Annotated in this window: 25 protein-coding genes; 14 read left to right on the plus strand and 11 right to left on the minus strand. The window is 71.3% G+C overall.

Going from position 1 to position 24,570, the window contains the following annotated elements; genetic code table 11:
- The first annotated feature begins 37 nt into the window (after positions 1–37).
- Entirely contained in the window at positions 38–1,027 is a 990-nt protein-coding gene (gene moaA / locus K4B79_RS06995) for a GTP 3',8-cyclase MoaA (protein WP_232025375.1), read from the plus strand.
- Positions 1,028–1,051: 24 nt separating this feature from the next.
- Here moaA and K4B79_RS07000 read toward each other — a convergent pair whose 3' ends face one another.
- A complete protein-coding gene (locus K4B79_RS07000) occupies positions 1,052–1,279 on the minus strand; it encodes a hypothetical protein (RefSeq protein WP_232025376.1) in 228 nt (75 codons plus the stop codon).
- Between the two features lie 241 nt (positions 1,280–1,520).
- The gene (locus tag K4B79_RS07005; RefSeq protein ID WP_232025377.1) at positions 1,521–1,940 is read right to left on the minus strand and encodes a DUF3099 domain-containing protein; all 420 of its coding nucleotides are present in this window, start codon (positions 1,938–1,940) and stop codon (positions 1,521–1,523) included.
- A 245-nt stretch (positions 1,941–2,185) separates the two neighbouring features.
- On the opposite strand from K4B79_RS07005, the gene K4B79_RS07010 reads away from it, so the two are divergent.
- Complete coding sequence (locus K4B79_RS07010; RefSeq protein ID WP_232025378.1) at positions 2,186–2,464, plus strand: GlsB/YeaQ/YmgE family stress response membrane protein; 279 nt, start codon at positions 2,186–2,188, stop codon at positions 2,462–2,464.
- Positions 2,465–2,523: 59 nt separating this feature from the next.
- Here K4B79_RS07010 and tyrS read toward each other — a convergent pair whose 3' ends face one another.
- The 3 genes from tyrS to K4B79_RS07025 are packed head-to-tail and all read right to left on the minus strand — an operon-like array spanning position 2,524 to position 6,750.
- Positions 2,524–3,792, minus strand: coding sequence for a tyrosine--tRNA ligase (gene tyrS, locus K4B79_RS07015; protein WP_232025379.1), 1,269 nt, complete (start codon positions 3,790–3,792; stop codon positions 2,524–2,526).
- Positions 3,793–3,835: 43 nt separating this feature from the next.
- The gene (locus K4B79_RS07020; RefSeq protein WP_232025380.1) at positions 3,836–5,230 is read right to left on the minus strand and encodes a metallopeptidase TldD-related protein; all 1,395 of its coding nucleotides are present in this window, start codon (positions 5,228–5,230) and stop codon (positions 3,836–3,838) included.
- Positions 5,227–6,750 carry a TldD/PmbA family protein gene (locus K4B79_RS07025; protein ID WP_232025381.1) on the minus strand — a complete coding sequence of 508 codons (1,524 nt, stop codon included), beginning with the start codon at positions 6,748–6,750 and terminating at the stop codon, positions 5,227–5,229. The genes K4B79_RS07020 and K4B79_RS07025 overlap by 4 nt, the downstream gene beginning before the upstream one ends.
- Positions 6,751–6,999: 249 nt before the next feature.
- On the opposite strand from K4B79_RS07025, the gene fabG reads away from it, so the two are divergent.
- The 3 genes from fabG to K4B79_RS07040 all read left to right on the plus strand — a co-directional run bounded on the left by fabG (position 7,000) and on the right by K4B79_RS07040 (position 9,005).
- Positions 7,000–7,704 carry a 3-oxoacyl-[acyl-carrier-protein] reductase gene (gene fabG / locus K4B79_RS07030; protein WP_232025382.1) on the plus strand — a complete coding sequence of 235 codons (705 nt, stop codon included), beginning with the start codon at positions 7,000–7,002 and terminating at the stop codon, positions 7,702–7,704.
- A 5-nt stretch (positions 7,705–7,709) separates the two neighbouring features.
- Positions 7,710–8,477, plus strand: coding sequence for an enoyl-ACP reductase FabI (gene fabI, locus K4B79_RS07035; RefSeq protein WP_232025383.1), 768 nt, complete (start codon positions 7,710–7,712; stop codon positions 8,475–8,477).
- Positions 8,478–8,651: 174 nt separating this feature from the next.
- Entirely contained in the window at positions 8,652–9,005 is a 354-nt protein-coding gene (locus tag K4B79_RS07040) for a hypothetical protein (RefSeq protein WP_232025384.1), read from the plus strand.
- Here the strand turns inward: K4B79_RS07040 and K4B79_RS07045 are convergent.
- Positions 8,980–9,675, minus strand: coding sequence for a FadR/GntR family transcriptional regulator (locus K4B79_RS07045; protein ID WP_232025385.1), 696 nt, complete (start codon positions 9,673–9,675; stop codon positions 8,980–8,982). The two genes, K4B79_RS07040 and K4B79_RS07045, sit on opposite strands and share 26 nt — an antisense overlap.
- Before the next feature lie 82 nt (positions 9,676–9,757).
- Between K4B79_RS07045 and K4B79_RS07050 the strand changes: the two genes are divergently transcribed.
- The 4 genes from K4B79_RS07050 to K4B79_RS07060 all read left to right on the plus strand — a co-directional run bounded on the left by K4B79_RS07050 (position 9,758) and on the right by K4B79_RS07060 (position 12,255).
- A complete protein-coding gene (locus tag K4B79_RS07050; protein ID WP_374208428.1) occupies positions 9,758–11,122 on the plus strand; it encodes a CynX/NimT family MFS transporter in 1,365 nt (454 codons plus the stop codon).
- Between the two features lie 51 nt (positions 11,123–11,173).
- Positions 11,174–11,290 (plus strand): SGM_5486 family transporter-associated protein, encoded by a 117-nt coding sequence (locus K4B79_RS47685; protein WP_269463113.1) that lies wholly within the window; start codon positions 11,174–11,176, stop codon positions 11,288–11,290.
- Positions 11,291–11,463: 173 nt separating this feature from the next.
- A complete protein-coding gene (locus K4B79_RS07055; RefSeq protein WP_232025387.1) occupies positions 11,464–11,670 on the plus strand; it encodes a hypothetical protein in 207 nt (68 codons plus the stop codon).
- Between the two features lie 66 nt (positions 11,671–11,736).
- Positions 11,737–12,255 (plus strand): SixA phosphatase family protein, encoded by a 519-nt coding sequence (locus tag K4B79_RS07060; RefSeq protein ID WP_232025388.1) that lies wholly within the window; start codon positions 11,737–11,739, stop codon positions 12,253–12,255.
- A 76-nt stretch (positions 12,256–12,331) separates the two neighbouring features.
- On the opposite strand, the gene serB is transcribed toward K4B79_RS07060, so the two are convergent.
- On the minus strand, positions 12,332–13,546 hold the full coding sequence (gene serB, locus K4B79_RS07065; RefSeq protein WP_232025389.1) for a phosphoserine phosphatase SerB: 1,215 nt from the start codon (positions 13,544–13,546) through the stop codon (positions 12,332–12,334).
- 256 nt (positions 13,547–13,802) lie between these two features.
- Positions 13,803–16,046, minus strand: coding sequence for a streptophobe family protein (locus K4B79_RS07070; RefSeq protein ID WP_232025390.1), 2,244 nt, complete (start codon positions 16,044–16,046; stop codon positions 13,803–13,805).
- A 251-nt stretch (positions 16,047–16,297) separates the two neighbouring features.
- Here K4B79_RS07070 and K4B79_RS07075 point away from each other — a divergent pair, with 251 nt between their 5' ends.
- Positions 16,298–18,832: an ABC transporter ATP-binding protein/permease gene (locus tag K4B79_RS07075; protein ID WP_232025391.1), complete on the plus strand. Its 2,535-nt coding sequence runs from the start codon at positions 16,298–16,300 to the stop codon at positions 18,830–18,832.
- A 93-nt stretch (positions 18,833–18,925) separates the two neighbouring features.
- Here the strand turns inward: K4B79_RS07075 and K4B79_RS07080 are convergent, their stop codons facing one another.
- From K4B79_RS07080 to K4B79_RS07090, 3 genes are all read right to left on the minus strand, one after another.
- Positions 18,926–19,675 (minus strand): transglycosylase SLT domain-containing protein, encoded by a 750-nt coding sequence (locus K4B79_RS07080; RefSeq protein WP_232025392.1) that lies wholly within the window; start codon positions 19,673–19,675, stop codon positions 18,926–18,928.
- 299 nt (positions 19,676–19,974) lie between these two features.
- Complete coding sequence (locus K4B79_RS07085; RefSeq protein WP_232025393.1) at positions 19,975–21,060, minus strand: S-adenosylmethionine:tRNA ribosyltransferase-isomerase; 1,086 nt, start codon at positions 21,058–21,060, stop codon at positions 19,975–19,977.
- On the minus strand, positions 21,057–21,752 hold the full coding sequence (locus K4B79_RS07090; RefSeq protein WP_232025394.1) for an SDR family NAD(P)-dependent oxidoreductase: 696 nt from the start codon (positions 21,750–21,752) through the stop codon (positions 21,057–21,059). The genes K4B79_RS07085 and K4B79_RS07090 overlap by 4 nt, the downstream gene beginning before the upstream one ends.
- Positions 21,753–21,934: 182 nt before the next feature.
- On the opposite strand from K4B79_RS07090, the gene K4B79_RS07095 reads away from it, so the two are divergent.
- The 4 genes from K4B79_RS07095 to K4B79_RS07110 all read left to right on the plus strand — a co-directional run bounded on the left by K4B79_RS07095 (position 21,935) and on the right by K4B79_RS07110 (position 24,555).
- Positions 21,935–23,080, plus strand: a complete 1,146-nt coding sequence (locus K4B79_RS07095; RefSeq protein ID WP_232025395.1) for a GAF domain-containing sensor histidine kinase — start codon at positions 21,935–21,937, stop codon at positions 23,078–23,080.
- Positions 23,073–23,714, plus strand: a complete 642-nt coding sequence (locus tag K4B79_RS07100; RefSeq protein ID WP_232025396.1) for a response regulator — start codon at positions 23,073–23,075, stop codon at positions 23,712–23,714. Before K4B79_RS07095 ends, K4B79_RS07100 begins: the two co-directional genes overlap by 8 nt.
- 168 nt (positions 23,715–23,882) lie before the next feature.
- Positions 23,883–24,128 carry a chaplin ChpE gene (gene chpE, locus K4B79_RS07105; RefSeq protein ID WP_232025397.1) on the plus strand — a complete coding sequence of 82 codons (246 nt, stop codon included), beginning with the start codon at positions 23,883–23,885 and terminating at the stop codon, positions 24,126–24,128.
- A gap of 187 nt (positions 24,129–24,315) precedes the next feature.
- Complete coding sequence (locus K4B79_RS07110; RefSeq protein ID WP_232025398.1) at positions 24,316–24,555, plus strand: chaplin; 240 nt, start codon at positions 24,316–24,318, stop codon at positions 24,553–24,555.
- The last annotated feature ends 15 nt before the right edge of the window (positions 24,556–24,570 follow it).

The following is a 24,570-nucleotide window of genomic DNA, read 5'->3' on the forward strand; positions in this document are numbered from 1 at the left end:
AGGTGACGGAAACAGTGTGACGAGGGAGGGGGCCCACGTGCTCATCGACACCTACGGCCGGCAGGCCACCGACCTGAGGGTCTCGCTGACCGACCGCTGCAATCTGCGGTGCACCTACTGCATGCCCGAGGAGGGCCTGCAGTGGCTGGCCAAGCCCGACCTGCTCACCGACGACGAGATCGTCCGTCTGATCGACATCGCCGTCACCTCCCTGGGCATCGAGGAGGTCCGCTTCACCGGCGGCGAGCCCCTGCTGCGGCCCGGCCTGGTCGGCATCGTCGAGCGGGTCGCCGCCCTGGACACGCGCCCCCAGATGTCGCTGACCACCAACGGCATCGGCCTCAAGCGCACCGCGACCGCCCTGAAGACGGCCGGCCTGGACCGGGTCAACGTCTCCCTGGACACCCTGCGCCCCGACGTCTTCAAGACCCTCACCCGCCGGGACCGCCACCAGGACGTCCTCGCCGGCCTGGAGGCCGCCCGGGACGCGGGCCTGACCCCGGTCAAGGTCAACTCGGTCCTGATGCCCGGGCTCAACGAGGACGAGGCCCCGGACCTGCTGGCCTGGGCGGTGGAGCACGACTACGAACTGCGCTTCATCGAGCAGATGCCCCTGGACGCCCAGCACGGCTGGAAGCGCGACGGCATGATCACCGCAGGGGACATCCTCACCTCCCTGCGCACCCGCTTCGAGCTCACCGAGGAGGGTTCCGAGAAGCGCGGCTCGGCCCCCGCCGAGCGCTGGATCGTCGACGGCGGCCCGCATGTGGTCGGGGTCATCGCCTCCGTCACCCGCCCGTTCTGCGCGGCCTGCGACCGCACCCGGCTCACCGCCGACGGCCAGGTCCGCACCTGCCTGTTCGCCCGCGAGGAGACCGACCTGCGCGCCGCCCTGCGCTCCGGCGCCGGCGACGAGGAGATCGCCCGCATCTGGCGCCTGGCGATGTGGGGCAAGAAGGCGGGCGCGGGCCTGGACGACCCGACCTTCGTCCAGCCGGACCGGCCCATGTCGGCGATCGGCGGCTAGGGGCTGTCCTCCGCCGGACAGACCTTAGGAGCCCTCCGGCGCCGTCCAGTCCTCGAACCTCACCACGTCCTTGAGAAAGCCCCGGACGCCGAGGAACTGCGACAGATGCTCGCGATGCTCCTCGCACGCCAGCCACGTCTTGCGCCGCTCCGGCGTGTGCAGCTTCGGGTTGTTCCAGGCGAGGACCCACACGGCGGCCGCGCGGCAGCCCTTCGCGGAACAGATCGGGGTATCGGGGTCAGGGACGATCACAGCCCGACCCTAACCCGATCGGCGCACAAGAAAGCACGCACAAAAGGCGACGCCGAGCAGCCACGGGGGGAGCTGCCCGGCGTCGGTCTGTCGCTCCGACGGGGGATGCGGAGCGCCTACGAAGTATGTCACGGGTAACCCACCGCCCGGCACCGGAACAACATGATTGATCTGAGCTTTTCTTGAGCTTGGTGGGGGCCTGACTTCCGCTTCCGGCGCACCCGATACGGATGCGCCATGATCACGCCCGCTCGTGCGGTCCGGAGCGCGCACCGGGTGTCGGATCGGCCCTCACGTCCTCCGGACCGGGTTCCGCGAAGCCGTCCTGGGGCGCGGCGCCGGCCTCCTCCGCACGCGGCGGGAGGATCATCGGCGGGGTCGGCGCGGTCACGAACGTCGACGGCAGTGACGGCGCGTTCTCCCGCCCCGCGTTGGCGACCACCACGGCGACATACGGCAGCACCATGCCGAGCACCAGGGCAACGATCGCGACGTGCCGTTCGACGTTCCACAGGGTGGCCGCGAGGATCACCGCGATCGTGCGGACCGTCATCGAGATGACGTACCGGCGCTGCCGCCCGCGCACATCCTCCTGGAGCCCCGTCCGGGCTCCGGTGATCCGGAACACCTGGGCGTTGCCGCCGTCATGCTGCTTCCGCATCACATTCCACCATCCGCCCGCATCGGCCCCTCCCCGTACCGCACCAGGTCCGTCCCCCGTCGGGGAACCGGGCCCGGACAGCTCCCACGTTACGCCTGGCCTGCGCCGCCTACGAGACCGGGGCGCCCCGGATCGGGCCGATCCGACCGGGCCGTAGCGCGTACGGGCGAGGCCGACATGCGGCGTAGCGCGTACGGGCCGACACTGGGCGTAATGCTCACGTCGAGCCGTACAAGGAGGCAGCCATGGGCTGGTTGTGGGCGATCATCGTCGGATTCGTGCTGGGCCTGATCGCGAAGGCGATCATCCCGGGCAAACAACACAGCCCCCTCTGGCTGACGACCATCTTCGGCATGCTGGGAGCCATCGCCGGCAACGCCCTCGCCCGCGCCTTCGGCGTCGACGCGACGTCGGGCATCGACTGGAGCCGCCACGCCTTCCAGCTCATCGCCGCGGTGGTCATCGTCCTGGTGGGCGACATGCTCTACATGGCGACGCTGGGAAGGAACAAGCAGAGAACCTGAGGGCAGGCGAGCGAAGGGGGCGGTTGCCGATACCGGGAACCGTCCCCTTCGCGTGTGGCTCAGGCGCCCGTGACCTCGACCGCCGCCAGGTTCTTCTTGCCGCGCCGCAGCACCAGCCACCGCCCGTGCAGCAGCTCGTCCTTCGAGGCGACCGCGTCCTCCGCCGTGACCTTCACGTTGTTCACGTAGGCCCCGCCCTCCTTCACGGTCCGCCGCGCGGCGGACTTGCTGGCCACGAGACCGACCTCGGCGAACAGGTCGACCACGGGACCGAGCTCGGCGACCCGGACGTGCGGCACCTCCGACAGGGCGGCCGTCAGCGTCTTGTCGTCCAGCTCCGCCAGCTCGCCCTGCCCGAAGAGCGCGCGGCTCGCGGCGATCACCGCGGCCGTCTGGTCGGCGCCGTGGACCAGGGTCGTCAGCTCCTCGGCGAGCGCCCGCTGCGCGGCCCGGGCCTGCGGCCGCTCCTCGGTCTGCTGCTCCAGCTCCTCGATCTCCTCGCGGGACCGGAAGCTGAAGATGCGCAGGAACTTGGAGACGTCCCGGTCGTCCGCGTTCAACCAGAACTGGTAGAAGGCGTACGGCGTGGTCATCTCGGGGTCGAGCCAGACCGTGCCGGACTCCGTCTTGCCGAACTTGGTGCCGTCGGCCTTGGTGATCAGCGGAGTGGCCAGCGCGTGCACCACGGCGTCGGGCTCGACCCGGTGGATCAGGTCGGTGCCCGAGGTGAGGTTGCCCCACTGGTCGCTGCCGCCGGTCTGCAGCGTGCAGCCGTGCCTGCGGAACAGCTCCAGGAAGTCCATGCCCTGGAGGATCTGGTAGCTGAACTCCGTGTAGCCGATGCCCGCGTCGGAGTTGAGCCGCCGGGCGACGGCCTCCTTCGCGATCATCTTGTTGACCCGGAAGTACTTGCCGACATCCCGCAGGAACTCGATGGCCGACAGTCCCTGGGTCCAGTCCAGGTTGTTGACCATGATCGCGGCGTTCGGGCCCTCGAAGTCGAGGAGCGGGGTGATCTGCCCCCGGAGCCGCTCGACCCACTGGGCCACGACGTCCGGCGAGTTCAGCGTCCGCTCCGCGGTCGGCTTGGGGTCGCCGATCAGGCCCGTCGCACCGCCCACGAGGCCCAGCGGACGGTTGCCCGCCTGCTGGATCCGGCGCATCGTCAGGATCTGCACGAGGTTGCCGAGGTGCAGGCTGGGCGCGGTCGGGTCGAACCCGCAATAGAACGTGACGGGACCGTCCGCGAACGCCTTGCGCATTGCGTCCTCGTCAGTGGAGAGGGCGATCAGCCCGCGCCACTTCAGTTCGTCGACGATGTCCGTCACGGTTCTCGTATCTCCTTGGTTTCGCTCGTAATCAGGTACGAGGTTATACGCCCTGACTGACAGAGCTCATATTGAAGTCCGGCACCCGCAGGGCCGGCATCGCAGCCCTAGTGAACCAGTCGCTCCACTCTCGCGGCAGCGTCTTTTCCGTGCGCCCGGCCTCCGTGGCCCGGCCCAGCAGATCGACCGGCGACTCGTTGAACCGGAAGTTGTTCACCTCGCCGCTGACCTCGCCGTTCTCGACGAGATAGACGCCGTCCCGGGTCAGGCCGGTGAGCAGCAGCGTGGCCGGGTCGACCTCGCGGATGTACCAGAGGCAGGTCAGCAGCAGCCCGCGCTCGGTGTTCGCGACCATCTCCTCCAGGGATTTGTCCTCGCCCCCGTCCAGGATCAGGTTGTCGATCCCCGGCGCGACCGGCAGCCCGGTCAGGTCCGCGCTGTGCCGGCTGGTCAGCAGACCGCTCAGCTGGCCCTGCCGCACCCACTCGGTGGCGGACAGCGGCAGCCCGTTGTCGAAGACCGACTGGTCGCCCCCGGAGGAGTGCACGAGCACGAAGGGCGCGGACTCAAGGCCCGGCTCGTTCGGGTCGCTGCGCAGCGTCAGCGGCAGATCGGTGAGCTTCTCGCCCACGCGCGTGCCGCCGCCCGGCTTGGAGAACACCGTGCGGCCCTCGACCGCGTCCCGGCCCGACGCCGACCACATCTGGTAGATCAGCAGGTCCGCGACGGCCGTCGGCGGAAGCAGCGTCTCGTACCGCCCGGCGGGCAGCTCGATGCGCCGCTCCGCCCAGCCGAGCCGGACGGCGAGCTCCGCGTCCAGCGCCGCCGGGTCGACGTCCTTGAAGTCCCGGGTGGAGCGGCCCGCCCACGCCGAGCGGGTGCGGTCCGGAGACTTGGCGTTCAGCTCCAGCGTGCCGTTCGGCTGGTCGTGCCGCAGCCGCAGCCCCGTCGACGTGCCGAGATAGCTGGAGACCAGCTCGTGGTTGGCGAAGCCGTACAGCTCCCGACCGCCCGCACGCGCGCGTGCGAAGGCCTCGCCGAGCGCCGGCGCGAAGTCGGCGAACACGGCGGACGAGGTCTCGGCCGGCGCGTCCGTGAAGTCGGGCGACACCGGTACGCCGGTGACCAGCGGCCGGGCGTCCTCGGCGGGTCCGGCCCCGCGCGCGGCGGCCTCGGCGGCCCGTACCAGGGGCTCCAGCTCGTCCTCGGTCACGGCCGAGCGGGAGACGACACCGGAGGCGGTGCCCTCCTGGCCGTCGACGGTCGCGACGACCGTGAGGGTCCGCCCGCGCGTCACGCCGTTCGTGGTCAGCGCGTTGCCCGCCCAGCGCAGGTTGGCGGTCGACTGCTCGTCGGCGATCACCACACAGCCGTCGGCCCGGGACAGCGCGAGGGCACGCTCGACGATCTCGTACGGCTTGCTGGTGCGGGCGCTCATCGACCGGCCTCCTGCGTGGTGTTGAGGATGTTGACGCCCTTGAAGAGGGCCGACGGGCAGCCGTGCGAGACGGCCGCGACCTGGCCCGGCTGGGCCTTGCCGCAGTTGAAGGCGCCACCCAGGACATAGGTCTGCGGACCGCCCACCGCGGCCATCGAGCCCCAGAAGTCGGTGGTCGTCGCCTGGTACGCCACGTCCCGCAGCTGCCCGGTGATCCGCCCGTTCTCGATCCTGAAGAACCGCTGGCCGGTGAACTGGAAGTTGTAGCGCTGCATGTCGATGGACCAGGACCGGTCCCCGACGACATAGATCCCGCGGTCCACGCTGCCGATCAGATCCTCGGTCGACATCCCGGCCGGATCCGGCTGCAGGGACACGTTGGCCATCCGCTGCACGGGCACATGGCCGGGGGAGTCGGCGAACGCGCACCCGTTGGACCGCTCGAACCCGGTCAGCTTCGCGATCCGCCGGTCCAGCTGGTAGCCGACGAGCGTGCCGTCCTTCACCAGGTCCCAGGACTGGCCCGCGACGCCCTCGTCGTCGTAGCCGATGGTCGCGAGCCCGTGCTCGGCGGTGCGGTCGCCCGTCACGTTCATCAGATCGGAGCCGTAGCGCAGCTTGCCCAGCTGGTCGAAGGTGGCGAAGGAGGTGCCGGCGTAGGCGGCCTCGTAGCCGAGCGCGCGGTCCAGCTCGGTGGCGTGGCCGATGGACTCGTGGATGGTCAGCCACAGGTTGGACGGGTCCACGACGAGGTCGTAGACGCCCGCCTCGACGCTCGGCGCGCGCATCTTCTCGGCGAGTAGCTCCGGGATCCGCGCCAGCTCGTCGTCCCAGTCCCAGCCGGTCCCGGTCAGGTACTCCCAGCCGCGTCCGACCGGCGGTGCGATGGTGCGCATGGAGTCGAACTCGCCGCTCGACTCGTCGACCGACACGGCGGTCAGCGACGGGTGCAGCCGGACGCGCTGCTGGGTGGTCACGGTCCCGGCGGTGTCGGCGTAGAACTTGTTCTCATGGACGGTGAGCAGCGAGGCGTCGACATGGTTGACGCCGTCCGCCGCCAGCAGCCGCGCGCTCCAGTCCGCGAGCAGCGCGGCCTTCTCCTCGTCGGGCACGCTGAACGGATCGATCTCGTACGACGAGATCCACGTCTTCTCGGCGTGCACCGGCTCGTCCGCCAGTTCCACACGCTCGTCCGACCCGGCCGCCTTGATCACCTGCGCGGACAGCTTCGCCATCTGCACCGCCTGCGAGGCGACCTTGGCGGCCGCGTCCAGGGTCAGGTCCACGCCCGAGGCGAACCCCCAGGTGCCGCCGTGCACGACCCGCACCGCGTACCCGAGGTCGGTGGTGTCCGACGTCCCGGAGGGCTTGGCGTCCCGCAGCCGCCAGGACGCGCTGCGCACCCGCTCGAACCGGAAGTCCGCGTGCGCCGCGCCCAGCGCACGCGCGCGTGCCAGCGCGGCGTCGGCGAGGGCACGTAGGGGGAGCGCCGTGAAGGCTTCGTCGATGGTATGAGGCACCTGGGTCTCTTCCTGTAGGCATGACTGTGACCGGCGGTTGCCCCGATCATGTCGCGGCCACGGGTCCGCGGACCACACGTTTGTGCCCGGAGTCCGCACTTTCTGTAGGGACCCGACAGTGAGTCCCCCGAGCCACTGTGGGTGCCCGAATGTCCGCGCGGGGGCCGGGCCCGATAGGTTTTCGGAGAAGCCGCCTGTCATCCAGGTGTTCGGGCGGGTGTGTCAGACCGCTATCGAAAGGGTGATCCGTTGAGCCGCTCGGTTCTCGTCACCGGAGGCAACCGGGGCATCGGCCTCGCCATCGCCCGCGCATTCGCCGACGCCGGCGACAAGGTCGCCATCACGTACCGCTCGGGGGAGCCGCCGTCCGGCTTCCTGGCCGTCAAGTGCGACATCACCGACCCCGAGCAGGTGGAGCAGGCCTACAAGGAGATCGAGGCCGAGCACGGCCCGGTCGAGGTCCTGATCGCCAACGCCGGCGTCACCAAGGACCAGCTCCTGATGCGGATGTCCGAGGAGGACTTCACCTCGGTCATCGACACCAACCTCACCGGCACCTTCCGGGTGGTCAAGCGCGCCAACCGCGGCATGCTGCGCGCCAAGAAGGGCCGCGTCGTCCTGATCTCGTCGGTGGTCGGGCTGTACGGCTCGCCGGGACAGGCGAACTACGCCGCATCCAAGGCCGCCCTGGTCGGCTTCGCGCGTTCCCTCGCCCGTGAGCTGGGCTCGCGCAACATCACCTTCAACGTCGTGGCGCCCGGTTTCGTCGACACCGACATGACCAAGGTCCTCACCGACGAGCAGCGCGCCGGCATCGTGTCGCAGGTGCCGCTCGGCCGGTACGCGCAGCCGGAGGAGATCGCCGCGACGGTGCGGTTCCTCGCCTCGGACGACGCTTCGTACATCACTGGAGCCGTCATCCCCGTTGACGGCGGACTGGGAATGGGTCACTGATCACCATGAGCGGAATTCTCGAGGGCAAGCGCGTCCTGATCACCGGTGTGCTGATGGAGTCCTCCATCGCCTTCCACGCCGCCAAGCTGGCCCAGGAGCAGGGCGCGGAGATCATCCTGACCGCGTTCCCGCGGCCCACGCTGACCGAGCGCATCGCCAGGAAGCTGCCCAAGCCGGCCAAGGTCATCGAGCTCGACGTCACCAACGGCGAGCACCTCGCGCGGCTGGCCGACCTCGTCGGCGAGGAGCTCGGCGGCCTCGACGGCGTCGTGCACTCCATCGGCTTCGCGCCGCAGGACGCGCTCGGCGGCAACTTCCTCAACACGCCGTTCGAGTCCGTGGCCACCGCCATGCACGTCTCGGCGTACTCCCTGAAGTCGCTGACCATGGCCTGCCTGCCGCTGATGCAGAACGGCGGCTCAGTCGTCGGCCTCACCTTCGACGCGCAGTACGCCTGGCCGCAGTACGACTGGATGGGCCCGGCCAAGGCCGCCCTGGAGGCCACCAGCCGTTACATGGCCCGGGACCTGGGCAAGCAGAACATCCGCTGCAACCTGATCTCCGCGGGCCCGATCGGCTCCATGGCCGCCAAGTCCATCCCGGGCTTCAGCGACCTGGCCGCCGTGTGGGACGAGCGCTCGCCTCTGGAGTGGGACCTCAAGGACCCGGAGCCGGCCGGCAAGGGCGTCGTCGCCCTGCTGAGCGACTGGTTCCCGAAGACCACCGGCGAGATCATCCACGTCGACGGCGGTCTGCACGCGATCGGCGCCTGACACCTCCGTAGCGATGTGCGGGGCTGTACCGATGTGCGGGGCCCGCGTCCTCCGGGACGCGGGCCCTCACCCGTTCGGCCCACCAGGCCGGGCGCGCACCGGCCGCAACTGGGCACGCTGGATTACGCGTTCACTCCGCGATTCCCTCCCCAGTACGGCCGAGGAGGTCCCCTTGTGCGCATGTCCCGCAGCCTGGCCTCAGTGACCGTGGCCGTCTCCGTCGTGCTGTCCCTGCCGTACGACGCGCTGCCGCACGCGCGCGTGGAGGCGCGCGAGGCCGCCGAGCCGGAACTGTTCGGCGCCTCCTGCCACAGCAGGGTCGACGGTTCCCGGGTGACGGCGTACTGCCACAACCCGTATCCGCGCGTGGACGGCGTCAGGCTGCACATCGAGTGCGACCGCTGGTGGGACATCGACAGCGACGGCGCCCAGGTCGAGGCCGGCCCCGCGCAGACCGTGCGTCTGACCGGCCGTTGCTGGAAAGAGGTGCGGGCGGTGTGGGTCAGTCACCGGAAGCTGGCGCGCTGAGCCGCCCCGGACGGCACAGGAACGGATAGCCGGCCGCCTCCTCGGCGGCCACCGCCGCGTCGCCCGTCCGGATCGCGTCGACGAGCCGCGCGTGGTCCATGTGCGTCTCAGGCGTCAGCTCCTCGCCGATGTCCTCACGCAGCCAGTCCCGCAGCACCTCGCCCAGGTCGGCGTACATCTCGGTCATCACGTCGTTGTGGGAGGCGGCCACCACCGCGAGGTGGAAGGTGGCGTCCGCGGCCACGAAGGTCTCCGCGTCGCCCGACTCCCAGGCCTCCTCGCGCCGCACCAGGAGCGCGTCGAGCTGCTTGAGGTCCTTCTCCGTGCGCCGCACGGCGGCCAGCCGGGCGGCGGACGACTCCAGGGTGGAGCGCAGCTCGGCGATGTGCCGGGGATCGGCGTCGGCGAAGCGGCGGTGCATCACACCCGCCAGCTCGCTGGTCGCCGCGACGTACGTTCCCGAGCCCTGGCGGATGTCCAGCAGGCCGTTGTGCGCCAGCGCGCGCACGGCCTCGCGGACGGTGTTGCGGGCCACACCGAGCTGCTCGACCAGTTCGGGCTCCGTCGGGATCCGGGAACCGACCGGCCACTCGCCCGAGGTGATCTGGGTACGCAGTGCGGCGATGACCTGCTCGGACAGCGCCGACCGGCGGGGATGGCTCAGAGGCATGGCACACCTTCGCACGGGCGGGGCCGGTGCGGGCGACCCGAGGATGGACAACCAATCATCCCATGATTCTATGATGGGTCTCATGGCACGTGAGGAAATACGGACGACGACGTCCACGACCGTACGCAGTTCGGCCACCGACGCGCGGAGCGGCGCGGCCGGTGACGGGGCCGCCGATGCCCAGGGCGCCGCGATGCCCGCCCCGCGCGCGTGGGCGGTGCGTCTGGTCGTCGTCGGCATCGTGCTGTCCGCCCTGAACCTCCGCCCGGCCATCACCAGCCTCGGCGCCCTCCTCGAGGAAGTCCGCGACGGCCTCGGCATGAGCGGCAGCGTCGCCGGGCTCCTCACCTCCATGCCCCCGCTCTGCTTCGCCCTCTTCGGCGGCCTGGCCCCCCGCCTGGCCCGCCGCTTCGGTCCTGCCGCCGTGGTGTGCGCGGGCATGCTCGCCATCACGACGGGCCTGCTCGTACGCCCGTACGCGGGGAGCACGGCCGGGTTCCTGGCCGCCAGTGCCCTGGCCCTCATGGGGATCGCCGTCAGCAACGTCCTGATGCCGGTCATCGTCAAGCGCTGGTTCCCGGACCGGGTGGGCTCCATGACCGGTCTGTACTCCATGGCGGTCGCCCTCGGCACCGCGGCGGCCGCCGCGGTGACCGTGCCGATGACCGACGCCCTGGGCGGCAGCTGGCAGCCCGGGCTCGCCCTGTGGGCCGTCCTGGCGGCCACGGCGGTGGTGCCGTGGGTCCCGCTCGTCCGGGACCGGGGAGCGACCCCGGACGAGCGGGACACCGCCTCCTCGGCCGGGCGGGCCCCCGCGTCGCCGCCCGGGCGGAGCCCCGCGCGCGAGGAGGCCGCCCCTACCGTGCGCATCACCCGGAGCCGTACCGCCTGGGCGCTCGCGGTGTTCTTCGGGCTCCAGGCCACCGCCGCCTACATCACGATGGGCTGGATGGCGCAGATCTTCCGGGACACGGGCGTTCCGGCGTCCACGGCCGGGCTGCTGCTGGCCGTCACCATGGTGATGGGCGTGCCGCTGGCCTTCGTCATCCCGCGCCTGGCCACCCGGCTGCCGCACCAGGGCCCGATCGTGGTCGCGCTCGGCGTGTGCGGGCTCGCCGGCTACGCCGGCCTGTACCTCGCCCCGGCCGCCGGCGCCTGGGCCTGGGCCCTCCTGCTCGGCATCGCCAACTGCGCCTTCCCGCTGGCGCTCACCATGGTCGGGATGCGGGCCAGGACCGGCGTGGGCGTCGCCAAGCTGTCGGCCTTCGCGCAGAGCACCGGCTATCTGATCTCCATCCCGGGCCCGCTCCTGGTCGGCGTGCTCTACCAGAGCAGCGGCGGCTGGGGGCTGCCGATCGCTCTCATGACCGCCCTGATGATCCCGCAGATGGTGGTGGGCGTCCTGGCGGGGCGCAACCGTACGGTGGAGGACGAGGCGGTCCGCTGAGCGGGATGCCCCGCCGTGGGCCCCGGATCCGGGGAGTGCGAGACTTGCCGTATGCCAGTGCTCGAGCCGAACCCCCAGAACGGCCAGAAGAAGATGCTGCTCGTCTTCGGCTCGTTCTTCGCCATCTTCATCATCATCGCCGTCATCGCGACGATCGCCTCACCCTGAGAGCGCTAGTCCGAGGGGGCCGGGGTGGGGGTAACCCCCCTGTCCCCTAGGGGGCGAGTGTCAGGGTCAACTGGGTGGATCACCGGATGGGTTGAGAGGCGCGGAGCCCGTAGCTTCGAGATGTGACCGCGAGAGGCGGATCACGGACCACTCGAAGACGAGCGGAGGCACTCATGTCGGCCCCTACGCAGACTCCGCCCCACCCGGCGTCCCGGGGCGGCGTCGACATGCGCCTGCCCTGGTGGGCCCTGGCTCTGCCGACGCTCGCCTTCGTCGTGCTCCTGGCGCTGATGCTGAACCCGTCGGACGCGCACGCGGCGACCGGCGACCCCGCCGTCACCCGTCTCCTGGAGCACCTGCGGCAGCTCATAGCGGGCTGAGCACGGCCTGATCCGCCCGGTCAACTCCCTGCGCCCCATGGCGTGTTTCGTGCGAAGCTGGATCCCATGAGCGTCGCAGAACCCCGCAGGATTGTCCTCTTCCGGCATGCGAAAGCCGACTGGCCACAGGTGACCGACCATGAGCGGCCGCTCGCCGACCGGGGCCGCAAGGAAGCGGTGGAGGCCGGACGGAGGCTGACCGACACCGGTCTCTCCTTCGATCTGGCCCTGTGCTCCACGGCGACCCGGACACGCGAGACATGGAAACTCGCCGTCCAGGAGTTCCCGCACCGGCCGAAAACGGTCTACGAGGAGCGGATCTACGACGCCTCTCCCGGCGAACTGATCGCTCTGCTCAACGAGACCCCCGACGACGCGCAGAACGTCGTCCTGATCGGCCACAACCCGGGCGTCCAGGGTCTCGCCGACATCCTCGCCGGCTCCGCCGAGGGCGACGCGCGCGACCGGATGAGCGGCCGCGGCTTCCCGGCCGCCGCCTTCGCCGTCCTGTCCTTCAGCGGCTCCTGGAAGGCCCTGGAACCGGGCGTCGCCACGCTGCTGGACTACTGGGCCCCGTCCGACTGACCCCACCCCCGAGAACCCCTGTAGACGCGCGTGAGGGGCCCGGCGGTGCCGGGCCCCTCACCATGCGGTACGTCGCTCAGTCCTCGTCGTGCATGTCCGCCGCCTCGACCTCTTCACGGGTGACGCCCAGCAGGTACAGGACCGTGTCGAGGAAGGGGAAGTTCACCGCGGTGTGCGCGGCCTCCCGCACCACCGGCTTGGCGTTGAAGGCGACCCCGAGTCCGGCCGCGTTCAGCATGTCCAGGTCGTTGGCGCCGTCGCCGATCGCCACCGTCTGGGCCAGCGGTACGCCCGCCTCCGCGGCGAACCGGCGCAGCAGCCGCGCCTTGCCCGCCCGGTCCACGATCTCCCCGGTGACCTTGCCGGTCAGCCTGCCGTCGACGATCTCCAGGGTGTTGGCATGGGCGAAGTCCAGCCCGAGCCGGTCCTTGAGGTCGTCGGTGACCTGGGTGAACCCACCGGACACCACGCCCACTTGGTAGCCGAGCCGCTTCAGCGTGCGGATCAGCGTCCGTGCCCCCGGCGTCAGCCGCACCTCGCTGCGGACCTTGTCCACCACCGAGGCGTCCAGCCCCTTCAGCAGCGCCACGCGCGCGTGCAGCGACTGCTCGAAGTCCAGCTCCCCGCGCATCGCCGCCGCCGTCACCTCGGCGACCTCGTCCTCACAGCCGGCGTGCGCCGCGAAGAGCTCGATCACCTCGTCCTGGATGAGCGTCGAGTCCACGTCCATGACGATCAGCCGCTGGGCCCGCCGGTGCAGCCCCGCCGCGACGACGGCGACATCGACGCCGAGCATCGCCGCGTCGGTCACCAGGGCCGTGCGCAGCGGTTCGGTCTCCACACCCGACACCGCGAACTCCACCGCGGTCACGGGGTACTTGGCGAGCCGGAAGATACGGTCGATGTTGCCGCCGGTCCGGGTGATCCGACCGGCCACCGCCGCCGTCGCCTCCGCGGTGAGCGGGTGCCCGAGGACCGTCACCAGGGAACGGCCCAGGCCGCGCGGCCGGTTGTCACCACGGCCGGAGATGATCTCCGCCTGCATCTTCACCGACTCCGCCCAACTGTGGACGGTGGACCGCAGATCGCCCTCCAGCCCACTCGGCGGCGCGGTCACGAGCGCGCACAGCACCATGCGGCCACGGGTGACGACCTGCTCGATGTCGACCACGTCGACGGAGAAGGCGGCGAGGGTGTCGAAGAGTCCGGCGGTGATGCCCGGCCTGTCCTTCCCGAAGATCTTCACGAGAAGGGTGGGGACGTCGGAGCTCGAGGTCTGCGAAGGGCTCATGGTGTTCCCACCGTATCCGGCACTCAGCGCATTCCGCGCAGGAGGTCCGTCTGACGGACACGGAACAGTGGGCGACGGGCAGGTGTCGTGGATCTTACGGCGTGGGGGTGTTTGCGCAGCGTGCACGGGTGGCGCGGCGGCGTGACAAACGGTGAGCGCGGACCGGTCCGTGCCGGGCCTGGACCCGGAGCAGGCAGGCGCGCGCGAGAGCGGGCGTCCCCGTGTCAGCCCGCCGCGCGCGTCCCGCCGCGGTTCGTCATCGTCGTCCCTTCGGCCCCCTGGGAGGCGGCGGAGGGGGCGGGGGAGGAGGCGGTGGAGGCGGGCGCCGTTTCTGCGGCGCGGACGACGGACGGTCCTCGCCCTCCGGCTGCGCGGTCCTTCCCGACGGCCGGGGCGAGCGAGGAGGCGGATCGATCGAACGGGCCACCGTCGGAGCGCCGTACATGTCGTCACCCGGCGACTGCGAGACGTCCGGCCACGACGACGCCTCCTCCGCCGAACGCGCATCCCCGGCGGACCCGGCCCCGGTCCCCGCCCCCTCGTACGGCGACGCCTCGCCGTACCGCCTCTCTCCGGGCCGCGGGTTCCCGGGCGGCGCCGTGCCCCCGCGCTCCTGCCCCGCGCCGGGTGGCCGGGCGTCCTCCGGCATCTGCGCGGGCCGGCGCCCCTGCCCCGACCCGGGTGGCCGGGCGTCCTCCGGTTCCCGGACGATCTCCTCCGGCACCTGCAGATAGGGATTGGTCGCCGGATTCGGCGGCCGGTAAGGCGCCCCGGAGGCGTACGGCCCGGACCGACTCCCACCCGTCCCTCCACGCGGCCTGCCCGGCGCTCCTGGTACTCCCGGCGCCCCGCCGGCATACGGCCCCTGCCAGCCGGACCCGGCCCCACCGGGCCCCCTGGCCTCGCCGCCCCCTCCGGACGGTCCGGCCCCTGCGGAATACGACATCCCACCAGGCACCCCAGGCCCCCCGGACTCGACAGCCCCGCCGGCCCCGGCCACGTACGCACCCCGACCACCCGCATCCCCCGGCCCCGGCGCCCCCACGTCCCCCAGCGCCAGCACCGCCGCCCGCTGCCCCGCCGCACCCGTGGCACGGGCGAGCAGCGCCCCCACCGCCCCCACCCCCGCGCCCCACAGCGCGCCGAGGAGCAGGGCCATGCCGAGGTTGCCGTCGAGGGTGATGCCGGCGCCGAAGGCGTTGAAGCCCAGCACGGACAGGGAGGCGTCCACGGAGACCTCGGTCAGCCAGGCGAGCAGCGGCAGGGCCAGCGCCGTGCCGATCCCCAGCCGCAGCGCGCACCGGCCCGCGAAGCGCAGAGCACCCGGATCCCGCACGACCGCACCGGGGCCCGCGCCGGCCTCGGCACCCGGCGCCGCACCGGTCCCCGCACCACGCTCCATCACAGGCGTCCGCACCGCCGTCAGCACCCCGGCGAGCAGCATCATCAGCGCCGTGGCGACACCCAGCAGCCACACCCGCCCGTCCAGCTCGGCCAGCCGTCCCAGCGTCACGGACTGGTCGGACTCGGAGTTCAGCAACCGGTCGAGCGGATCGGGCAGGAAGTTCGTCAGCACCCCGGAGGCCCGGCCGTCGAACGGCACGAACAGGCCGATCGGAATGCCCAGCCACACCCCGTTGGGCGCGCCCAGCAGCGCCGCGCCCGCGATCCGTTTGGGGTTGTCGTCGCCGATCGCCGCGTACGCCGCCGCCGCGAACCCGGCGGCCACCGCCATCAGCAGCACCGTGACGAGGGCGGACGCGGCCGGCCGTACCACCCGGTGGACGGCCTCCCAGCCGTGGGGGAGCGGCGTACGGCGTGAGGCGAGCAGCGCGATCAGCAGCACCCCGGCGCACCAGCCGAGTCCGCCGAGCAGCGTCGGCGCGGTGTCCACGGTGAAGCCCACGGCGGCCTGCGCGTCGACGAGGTCGCCGATCCGGTCGGGCAGCAGCCCCCCGATGTCGCCGATGTCGCCCAGTCCGGGGATCTCGACACCGCCGTCCCCGCCGCCCGCACCGGGCAGGTCGTCGAGCCCCAGCGCGCTCCCGTCGATCGTGATGACGTCGTTCCCGGCCCAGGCCAGCCCGCCGAGCATCGCCACGAACAGGGCGACCACCGTGCCCGCCCGCGCGAGGAGTTCGGAGGGTGCGATCACCAGCCCGGCCGTGCGCAGGGACCGGAGGAAGAACCATGACAAAAGGAGCGCTCCGACCAGTCCGACGCCGAGTGGCGTGATCTCGATGGCGGTCGCCGCCTGCGCGCCCGTCAGACCGAACGCGGACACATCACCGGACGGAGTGACCGAACCACCCGCCCCAAGAGCCACCACAGCCGCGGTCATCGGCCCCAGCGAGGCGGTCTCGTCCGCTCCCAGCAGATGCAGACCGAGCGCGGCCGTCCCCGCCATCCCGATCAACGCCCAGCTCACCGCGGCGATCGCGGACAACAGGATGTCCCCCCACGGCAGCCTTGTGCCGGGCCTCGCGGTCCCGACGCTCATGGACGCACTCATGGCAGACCCCCCGATCCGCGGCGCGGCCGGTCGCCGCGCTGTCCCCCTCGCGTGGATTACCCACTCTCCGGGTCGGTTTCAACCCCGTCAACGGAACCGGTCGATGCGTATGAACGTGGTCTTCACAAGGCCCGACTTTCGGTCAGGGGGTGCAGCCTGAAATAGTTCCCGACGATGTTCGACATCCCTAGACTCCCTGTGTTGGGGGTAACTCGGGGGACTACTCAGTGGGGCATGGAGTGCCGGAACTCGTACTGGAATCAAATGGACGGACCTGGACGCTTGATCCGTCCAGGTCATACACCCTCGGACGTGATCCGCAGGGGGATGTGGTGCTCGACGACGCCAGGGTCTCCTGGCGGCACGCCACGATCAGCTTCAACGGCCGTGGTTGGGTCATCGAGGACCACGGCAGCACCAATGGCACGTTCGTGCAGGGGCAGCGGATCCATCAGCTGGAGCTCGGCCCTGGCGCGGTCGTGAACCTGGGCAACGCGACGGACGGGCCGCTGGTCAGCCTCTCCGGTGCCGCGGCCGCCGTTGCCTCGCCGCAGGCCCAGCCGCAGCAGCAGCCGTACGCCGCGCAGGGCGCGAACCCGGGCTGGGCACAGCAGGCGCCGCCGCAGCAGGCTCCGCAGCAGGCGGGCCCGCAGGCCGGCTGGCAGCAGCCGCAGCAGGCCCACCCGGGCGCGCCGATCCCGCAGCAGCAGGGCCCCGGTGGTGGCGCGGGGGCGCCGCCGGTCTACGGCGACCGCAGCCCGACCACGTTCCACCAGTTCTCGCTCGGCCGCGTGATGCGCATCGGCCGTGCCCTGGAGAACGAACTGGTCGTCTCGGACCTCCAGGTCTCGCGCCACCACGCGGAGTTCCACGCCACGCCCGACGGCCGCTTCGAGATCCGTGACCTGGGCTCGCACAACGGCACCTACGTCAACGGCCAGCCGATCGCCAAGGGCGGTTCGCAGCTGCTCGGCCCGAACGACATCGTGGGCGTCGGCCACTCCACGTTCCGCCTGGTCGGCGACCGGCTCGAGGAGTTCGTCGACACCGGTGACATCTCCTTCTCGGCCCGCCACCTGACCGTCACGGTCGACGGCGGCAAGCAGATCCTGAAGGACGTCTCCTTCGGCGTACCGGAGAAGTCGCTGATCGCGGTCATCGGCCCGTCCGGTTCCGGCAAGTCGACCCTGCTCAAGGCGCTGACCGGCTACCGGCCCGCCAACCAGGGCGATGTCCTCTACGACAACCGGAACCTCTACAAGCAGTTCGCCGAGCTGCGCCAGCGCATCGGTCTGGTCCCGCAGGACGACATCCTGCACAAGGAACTGACCGTCAAGAAGGCCCTCAAGTACGCGGCCAAGCTGCGCTTCCCCGCCGACACCACGGCGCAGGAGCGCGAGAACCGCATCGACGAGGTGCTGCGCGAGCTGAAGCTGGACATCCACAAGGAGAAGAAGGTCACCTCCCTCTCCGGCGGCCAGCGCAAGCGCGTCTCGGTGGCCCTGGAGCTGCTCACCAAGCCGTCCCTGATCTTCCTGGACGAGCCCACCTCCGGTCTCGACCCGGGCATGGACCGCGACGTCATGCAACTGCTGCGCGGCCTCGCCGACGACGGCCGCACGGTCCTCGTCGTCACGCACTCCGTGGCCGAACTGGCGATCTGCGACAAGCTCCTGGTGATGGCGCCCGGCGGATCCGTCGCCTACTTCGGTCCGCCGGAGGAGGCCCTGAACTTCTTCGGCTACGACACCTGGGCCGACGTCTTCTCCGCCTTCGAGAACTACCGCGACTACGACTGGGCGGGACGCTGGAAGGGCTCCCAGCACTACCAGATGTACGCCGCGGACATCGACGCCGTCGCACCACAGTCCGTACAGATGCCGCCGATGCAGGCGATGAGGCCGCCGAAGCCGCAGGGCTGGATGTCCCAGTTCGGCACCCTGGTGCGCCGCTATGTCTCGGTGATCGCCTCCGACAAGGGCTTCCTGGCACTGACGGTGATCCTGCCGCTCGTCCTCGGCTCGGTGAGCCTGCTCATCGACTCGGGCAAGGACCTCCTGGTCAACACGGAGATCAACCCCACCACCGGCAAGCCCGTCGCCAACGGCACGGCCCTCACCGTCCTGCTGATCCTCGCGGTGGGCGCCTGCTTCGCCGGTGCCGCCAACTCCGTCCGTGAGCTGATCAAGGAACGGGTCATCTACGAGCGGGAGCGCGCCACCGGCCTGTCCCGGTCGGCGTACCTGATGTCCAAGGTGTTCGTGCTCGGCGTGATCACCGTCCTGCAGGGCCTGATGGTCGGCATCATCGGCTTCTCCAGCCGCACCATCCCGGACGAGGGCCTGATCCTCGGCAGCCAGACGCTGCTGGAGCTGTGCATCCCGATCATGGCGCTGGGCTTCACCGCGATGATGTTCGGCCTGATCATCTCGGCCCTGGTGAAGACCGCCGAGAAGACCATGCCGCTGCTGGTGATGTTCGCGATCGTCCAGGTCGTCTTCACCGGCTGCCTGTTCCCGCTGGCCAACTCGGTCGGCGTCAACGAGCTGTCGTACCTGATGCCGTCGCGCTGGGCGGTCGCCGCCGCGGGCGCCACGCTCGACTTCAACCGGATCAGCCCGCCCGCCAAGGGCGACAGCAACGACCCGCTGTGGGAGAACACCGTCGGCGCCTGGGGCATGGACATGGCCGCCCTGATCGCCATCGGCGTGATCTGCGGCTTCTTCGTGGCCCGCTTCCTGCGCCGCCACGAGCCCGAGGTCATGCGCAAGTAGTCGTTGCCGGTACGACGGCGAAGGGCGGCACCCGCTGGGGGTGCCGCCCTTCGCCGTACGGGAGGTCCGTGTACCTGCAGGCCCGCGCCGGCCTCAGTACGCGCTGTTGACGTTGTCGATCGACCCGTACTTGTCGGCCGCGTAGTTCGCCGCGGCGGTGATGTTGGCGACCGGGTCGTACTGGCTCCAGGCGGTGCCGGCGACGTGGTAGGCGTCGAAGGTCGGCTTGATGACCTGGAGCAGACCGATCGACGGCGTGCCGTTGATGGCGTTGATGTCCCAGCCGTTGATGGCGTTCGGGTTGCCGGAGGACTCCCGCATGATGTTGCGGTACAGGCCGTTGTACGTGCCCGGGATGCCCTTGGCGTCCATGATGTCCAGGGCTTCCCTGATCCAGCCGTCGAGGTTGTTGGCGTAGGTCTTGGCGGCCACGGGCTTGACCTGGACGCGCTTGGCGGACCGGCTCGCGGCCTCCTTCGCCTTGCGCTCCCGGTCGGCCTTCTTCTTCGCGGAGGCCTCGGCGGCCTTCTTCTCGGCGGCGGCCTCGGCCTTCGCCTTGGCCAGGGCTCGTGCCGCGGCCTTCTCCTTGGCCTCGATGGCCCTGCTCTGGAGGCTGTCCCCGGCGAGCTGCTCGGAGACGCCCGACCGCAGCCCGGTGAGCTGCTCGGAGCTGTAGGCCACCTGCCCCGGGGCGGCGGCCGCCTCCGACGTGGTCGTCTGCCCGCCCGGAATCGCGGTGAAGGCGACGGCGGCGGCGCCGAGCGTGGCGACCCCGGCGATCGCGATCCGGTGGCGCTTGGTCAGCGCGCGACTATGACCACGAGTGTTGGTGTTCTTGGGCATGGCGAAATGGACCTCTTCGAATAGCGCGGAGGTCGCTCGTCAGTCCGGGGGGACAGTGGTGCTTCCGGCACAAACGCCGCGGGTGGGACCCGCGGCGCTGAGCGACGGCTGCCATTCTTAGCGGCCGCAAAATGCAGTGGCAAAGATGTGACCTACGAAGCCGGTTAGTGGATCAGGGAAGGGCAAAACGGGACAGATTAGAGCGTCTGCCCCGTTCATGCGGGAAACCTTTGTCTCCTATTTCTCTTAGTACGTGATCTGCGCCCTATGTGCGGGCTCACATCGGGCACGTAAAGGTCTCACCAGCTGTTGCTGTCGCAATGCTCTGTGTGAGGGTTCTCCTCCGGAAGCAGGAGATGCACGTCCCCGAACTCGTGCCACAGGTAGAGCCCGCGCAGCGCCGCCTCGTACCCCCGGTCGATCGCCGCCCGCCCGGCGACCGCCTCCAGCATCAGCAGATGCGAGGCCTCCGGCTCGTGCAGCCCCGTCAGCAGCCCGTCGACCACCCGCACCCCGCGCTCCGGGGTGACCACGAGATCGGTCCACCCCGCACGCGCGCGGACGACGCCGTCGCACCCGGCGGCCGACTCCACGGCCCGCACGGCGGTCGTCCCCACCGCGATCACCCGGCCGTCGCCCGCCTTCACGGCGTTGATCAGCCGCGCCGACGCCTCCGGCACCGAGAACCGCTCCGGATACGGCGGCTCGTGCGCCTCCGCCGAGGCCACCCCGGTGTGCAGGGTGATCGGCGCGAACTGCACGCCCCGGCTCACCAGCTCGGCCACCAGGCGCGCGGTGAAGGGCCGCGCCGCGCTCGGCATCTCCGCACTGCCCGACCCGTCGGGCGACGGCAGTGCGAACACCGTCCGGTACACGGACAAAGGCTGATCCCGCTCCGTATAGGAGTAACGGATGGGCCGCCCGTACTCCCGCAGCAGCCCGAGCACGCCCGCTCCCGCGACCCGCGCCCACCACAGCCGCTCGCTCCGCGCCGCCACCGGTTCCTCCAGCGTCAGCCGCACACCCCCGGGCAGCCGCACCTCCGTCCCCGCGGGCCCTCCCGCACGCGCGCGTGTGGTGCCCCTCCCGTCCGGATCCCGCAGCTCGACCGCCCACCGCCCGTCGTCCCCGCGCGTGGAGAAGTGCACCACCACGCGCGCGTGCCCGATCCGCCCGTCCACGGCCGCGGCCAGCGTGGACGAGGTGTTGACCACCAGCAGATCCCCCGCCCGCAGCAGCCGGGGCAGCTCGACGAACGCGTGGTGCGACACCGCCGCGCCACGCGACACGAGCAGCCGTACGGCGTCCCGGCCCCGCCCGGGACCACGCTGCTCGGCCGGTACCCGCGCCGACAGCTCCTCGGGGACCCGGACCGCGACCGTCATCGTGGCTCCAGCAGAGCGGGAGCGCCGTAGCGTCCGTTCGCGGGCCGCTCGTCCAGCAGCCGCAGGAACGCCGGCACCACCGTGACCGGCTCCGGCCGCGGATCGCCGTCGTCCGGTACGGCCGCCGCGTACAGGTCGGTCGCCATGTCCCCGGGGTCCACCGCCCACACCCGCAGACCCGGCTCCTCCTCGCCCAGCACCGCCGCCAGATGCTCCAGGGCCGCCTTGGACGCCCCGTAGCCGCCCCAGGTCTCGTACGCCTCGGCGGCCGCGTCCGAGCTGACCGCGATCACCGTGCCGGACCCGGACGCCCGCAGCAGCGGCAGGGCCTCCTGGACCAGCCCCAGGGCCGCCACCACATTGACCTCCAGCGCCCGCCGCAGCCCCTCCAGGGACAGCTTCTCCAGCCGGACCAGCGGCTCGGCGCCCAGCGCGCTGGCGTTGTTCACCAGCAGGTCCAGCCCGCCGAGCCGCCGAGCCGCCGCCACCAGCGCCTCCCGGTGCCCGGCGTCCGTCACGTCCCCCGGCAGGGCGGTCACCCGTGTTCCGTGCGCCGCGAGCCACTCCGCCGTCTCCCGGAGCGCCGGCGCCGTCCTGGCGTCGAGCACCAGATCCCAGCCCCGGGCCGCCAGGGCCTCGGCCAGCGCCCGGCCCAGCCCCTTCGAGGCGCCCGTGATGATCGCTACCGGCATGAGACACGTCTCCTCGTCCTCGACACCCCCGATCGGTGCCCCCACCGTAGGAACCGGGGCGCGGGCGCCGCGTCGGACGCGGGCAGCAGACGCGGCGGCCCTTCGCCCTAGGTCCCCCGCCCTAGGCGGCCACCGTCACAGGTCGGATCCGCGCTGTCACACCCCGCCGGTACCGTGAGGGCATGAGTCAAGGCCCCAGGTCCGGACTGGCCGCGGTGAGCACCGCGCTGCTGGCCATGAGCAGGCACCTCGAGGTGCGCGACGTCCTCAAGACGATCGTCGCCTCGGCCCGTGAGCTGCTCGACGCCCAGTACGCGGCCCTCGGCGTCCCCGACGACCACGGCGGCTTCGCCCAGTTCGTCGTCGACGGCGTCAGCGACGCCCAGTGGAAGGCCATCGGCCCCCTCCCGCGCCAGCACGGCATCCTCGCCGCGATGCTCCACGAGGCCCGGCCCGAGCGCCTCGCCGACGTCCGCAAGGACCCCCGCTTCGAGGGCTGGCCCGCCGCCCACCCCGACCTGGTCGACTTCCTGGGCCTGCCGATCCGCGACGGCGACGAGGTCATCGGCGCCCTCTTCCTGGCCAACAAGAACTGCCCGCGGCCTGAGGGCGGCTGCGGCTTCACCGAGGACGACGAGGAACTCCTCGCGATCCTCGCCCAGCACGCGGCCATCGCCCTCACCAACGCCCGGCTCTACGAACGCAGCCGCGAACTGACCATCGCCGAGGAACGCTCCCGCCTCGCGCACGAACTGCACGACGCGGTCAGCCAGAAGCTGTTCTCCCTGCGCCTGACCGCCCAGGCCGCCGCCGCTCTCGTGGACCGCGACCCCTCCCGCGCCAAGGGCGAGCTCCAGCAGGTGGCCGCGCTCGCCGCCGAGGCCGCCGACGAACTGCGCGCCGCCGTCGTCGAGCTGCGCCCCGCCGCCCTCGACGAGGACGGCCTCGTGGCGACCCTGCGCACCCAGATCCAGGTCCTGGACCGGGCCCACACCGCGCGCGTGACCTTCGCGGGCCATGGCGTCCGCGCCCTGCCCGCGGCGCAGGAGGAGGCCGTGCTGCGCGTCGCCCAGGAAGCCCTGCACAACGCCCTGCGGCACTCGGGCGCCGACCACGTCGACGTGAGCCTGGGCCGGTCCGGCAGCGGAGCCGTGCTCCGGGTGACCGACGACGGCGGCGGCTTCGACCCCCAGGGGATACGCCGCGCGGGACGCCACCTCGGCCTCGTCTCCATGCGCGACCGGGCGAGCGGCGTCGGCGGCACGCTGACCGTGGAATCGGCGCCCGGCAAGGGCACCACGATCGAGATGGAGGTCCCCGGTGGCTGACGCGATCAAGGTCCTGCTCGTCGACGACCACCAGGTGGTCCGCCGGGGGCTGCGCACCTTCCTGGAAGTGCAGGACGACATCGAGGTCGTGGGCGAGGCCGCCGACGGCGCCGAGGGCGTCGCCCGCGCCGAGGAACTGAAGCCCGACATCGTCCTCATGGACGTCAAGATGCCCGGCATGGACGGCGTGGAGGCCCTGCGCAAGCTCCGCGAACTGAACAACCCCGCGCGCGTGCTCATCGTCACCAGCTTCACCGAGCAGCGCACGGTGGTCCCGGCACTGCGGGCGGGTGCCGCCGGCTACGTCTACAAGGACGTCGACCCCGACGCCCTGGCCGGCGCCATCCGGTCCGTGCACGCCGGACACATCCTGCTCCAACCCGAGGTCGCGGGCGCCCTGTTGTCCCAGGAGGAGAACAACTCCGGCCAGGGGAGAGGCGGTTCGCTCACCGAACGGGAGCGCGAGGTGCTCGGGCTGATAGCCGACGGCCGGTCCAACCGCGAGATCGCCCGTGCCCTGGTGCTCTCCGAGAAGACCGTCAAGACCCACGTCTCGAACATCCTCATGAAACTCGACCTGGCGGACCGCACCCAGGCGGCGCTCTGGGCCGTACGCCATGGCCTGACCGGCTGAAACGCGCCCGGCGCGCGCCCCGCACGGCAACACGGAGCGTTGCATTCCGGACTGAGATTCATACCGTCGTGGGAATGTCCCCCGGATGGCGCATCCTTCCTGGATCTCCGCCGTTCTCCAGTGCGTGCTGCGGTGAACCGCCGCAGTGATCGCTAGGAGGGCTTGGAAATGAAGAACCTGAAGAAGGCAGCGGCCGTGACGATGGTGGCCGGCGGTCTGGTCGCCGCCGGAGCCGGCATGGCCTCCGCCACCGGTGGCGCGGGTGCCGACGGCAGCGCCGTGGGCTCCCCGGGCGTCGCCTCGGGCAACCTCGTCCAGGCCCCGGTGCACGTCCCGGTGAACGCGGTCGGCAACAGCGTGAACGTCATCGGCGTGCTGAACCCCGCCTTCGGCAACCTCGGCATCAACCGCTGAGACCGGTCGCCCCACGGGCAGTGACCTCCGGCCTCCCGGGCGCACCGGGGGGCCGGTCCGTTTGTCGTTCGAATAATCCGAACGGGCAAGAGGACTCGAATCCGCGTGCCGTTCCGGATCCCTCCGGCGTTCTCAGCGCACGACCCGCGGCCGGGTCGGACACGTAACCGCAGGAGGAGCGCTTCTCATGAACATCGCCAAGAAGGCCGCCGTGGCCCTCACCGTCGCCGGTATCGCCACGGGTGCCGCCGCCGGTGCCGCTGTCGCCGACGCGGGAGCCGACGGCGCGGCCGTGAAGTCGCCGGGTGTCGGCTCGGGCAACCTCGTCCAGGTCCCGGTCCACGTTCCGGTGAACGCGGTCGGCAACACCGCCAACCTCATCGCCCTGCTGAACCCGACCTTCGGCAACGCGGGCACGAACGACTGACCTCGTCTCAGCCGA

Source organism: Streptomyces lincolnensis (assembly GCF_021173675.1).
In the GTDB taxonomy this organism is placed as follows: Bacteria; Actinomycetota; Actinomycetes; order Streptomycetales; family Streptomycetaceae; genus Streptomyces; species Streptomyces lincolnensis_B.

Coding starts and splice junctions, on each gene's coding strand:
- K4B79_RS07055 (WP_232025387.1), top strand. CDS start 11,464: ATGTCGGCCCCTACGCAGACTCCGCCCCACCCGGCGTCCCGGGGCGGC.
- K4B79_RS07005 (WP_232025377.1), bottom strand. CDS start 1,940: ATGCGGAAGCAGCATGACGGCGGCAACGCCCAGGTGTTCCGGATCACC.
- K4B79_RS07090 (WP_232025394.1), bottom strand. CDS start 21,752: ATGCCGGTAGCGATCATCACGGGCGCCTCGAAGGGGCTGGGCCGGGCG.
- K4B79_RS07050 (WP_374208428.1), top strand. CDS start 9,758: ATGGCACGTGAGGAAATACGGACGACGACGTCCACGACCGTACGCAGT.
- K4B79_RS47685 (WP_269463113.1), top strand. CDS start 11,174: ATGCCAGTGCTCGAGCCGAACCCCCAGAACGGCCAGAAGAAGATGCTG.
- K4B79_RS07020 (WP_232025380.1), bottom strand. CDS start 5,230: ATGAGCGCCCGCACCAGCAAGCCGTACGAGATCGTCGAGCGTGCCCTC.
- fabI (WP_232025383.1), top strand. CDS start 7,710: ATGAGCGGAATTCTCGAGGGCAAGCGCGTCCTGATCACCGGTGTGCTG.
- K4B79_RS07045 (WP_232025385.1), bottom strand. CDS start 9,675: ATGCCTCTGAGCCATCCCCGCCGGTCGGCGCTGTCCGAGCAGGTCATC.
- K4B79_RS07085 (WP_232025393.1), bottom strand. CDS start 21,060: ATGACGGTCGCGGTCCGGGTCCCCGAGGAGCTGTCGGCGCGGGTACCG.
- serB (WP_232025389.1), bottom strand. CDS start 13,546: ATGAGCCCTTCGCAGACCTCGAGCTCCGACGTCCCCACCCTTCTCGTG.
- chpE (WP_232025397.1), top strand. CDS start 23,883: ATGAAGAACCTGAAGAAGGCAGCGGCCGTGACGATGGTGGCCGGCGGT.
- K4B79_RS07080 (WP_232025392.1), bottom strand. CDS start 19,675: ATGCCCAAGAACACCAACACTCGTGGTCATAGTCGCGCGCTGACCAAG.
- K4B79_RS07070 (WP_232025390.1), bottom strand. CDS start 16,046: ATGAGCGTCGGGACCGCGAGGCCCGGCACAAGGCTGCCGTGGGGGGAC.
- K4B79_RS07060 (WP_232025388.1), top strand. CDS start 11,737: ATGAGCGTCGCAGAACCCCGCAGGATTGTCCTCTTCCGGCATGCGAAA.
- K4B79_RS07095 (WP_232025395.1), top strand. CDS start 21,935: ATGAGTCAAGGCCCCAGGTCCGGACTGGCCGCGGTGAGCACCGCGCTG.
- K4B79_RS07110 (WP_232025398.1), top strand. CDS start 24,316: ATGAACATCGCCAAGAAGGCCGCCGTGGCCCTCACCGTCGCCGGTATC.
- K4B79_RS07010 (WP_232025378.1), top strand. CDS start 2,186: ATGGGCTGGTTGTGGGCGATCATCGTCGGATTCGTGCTGGGCCTGATC.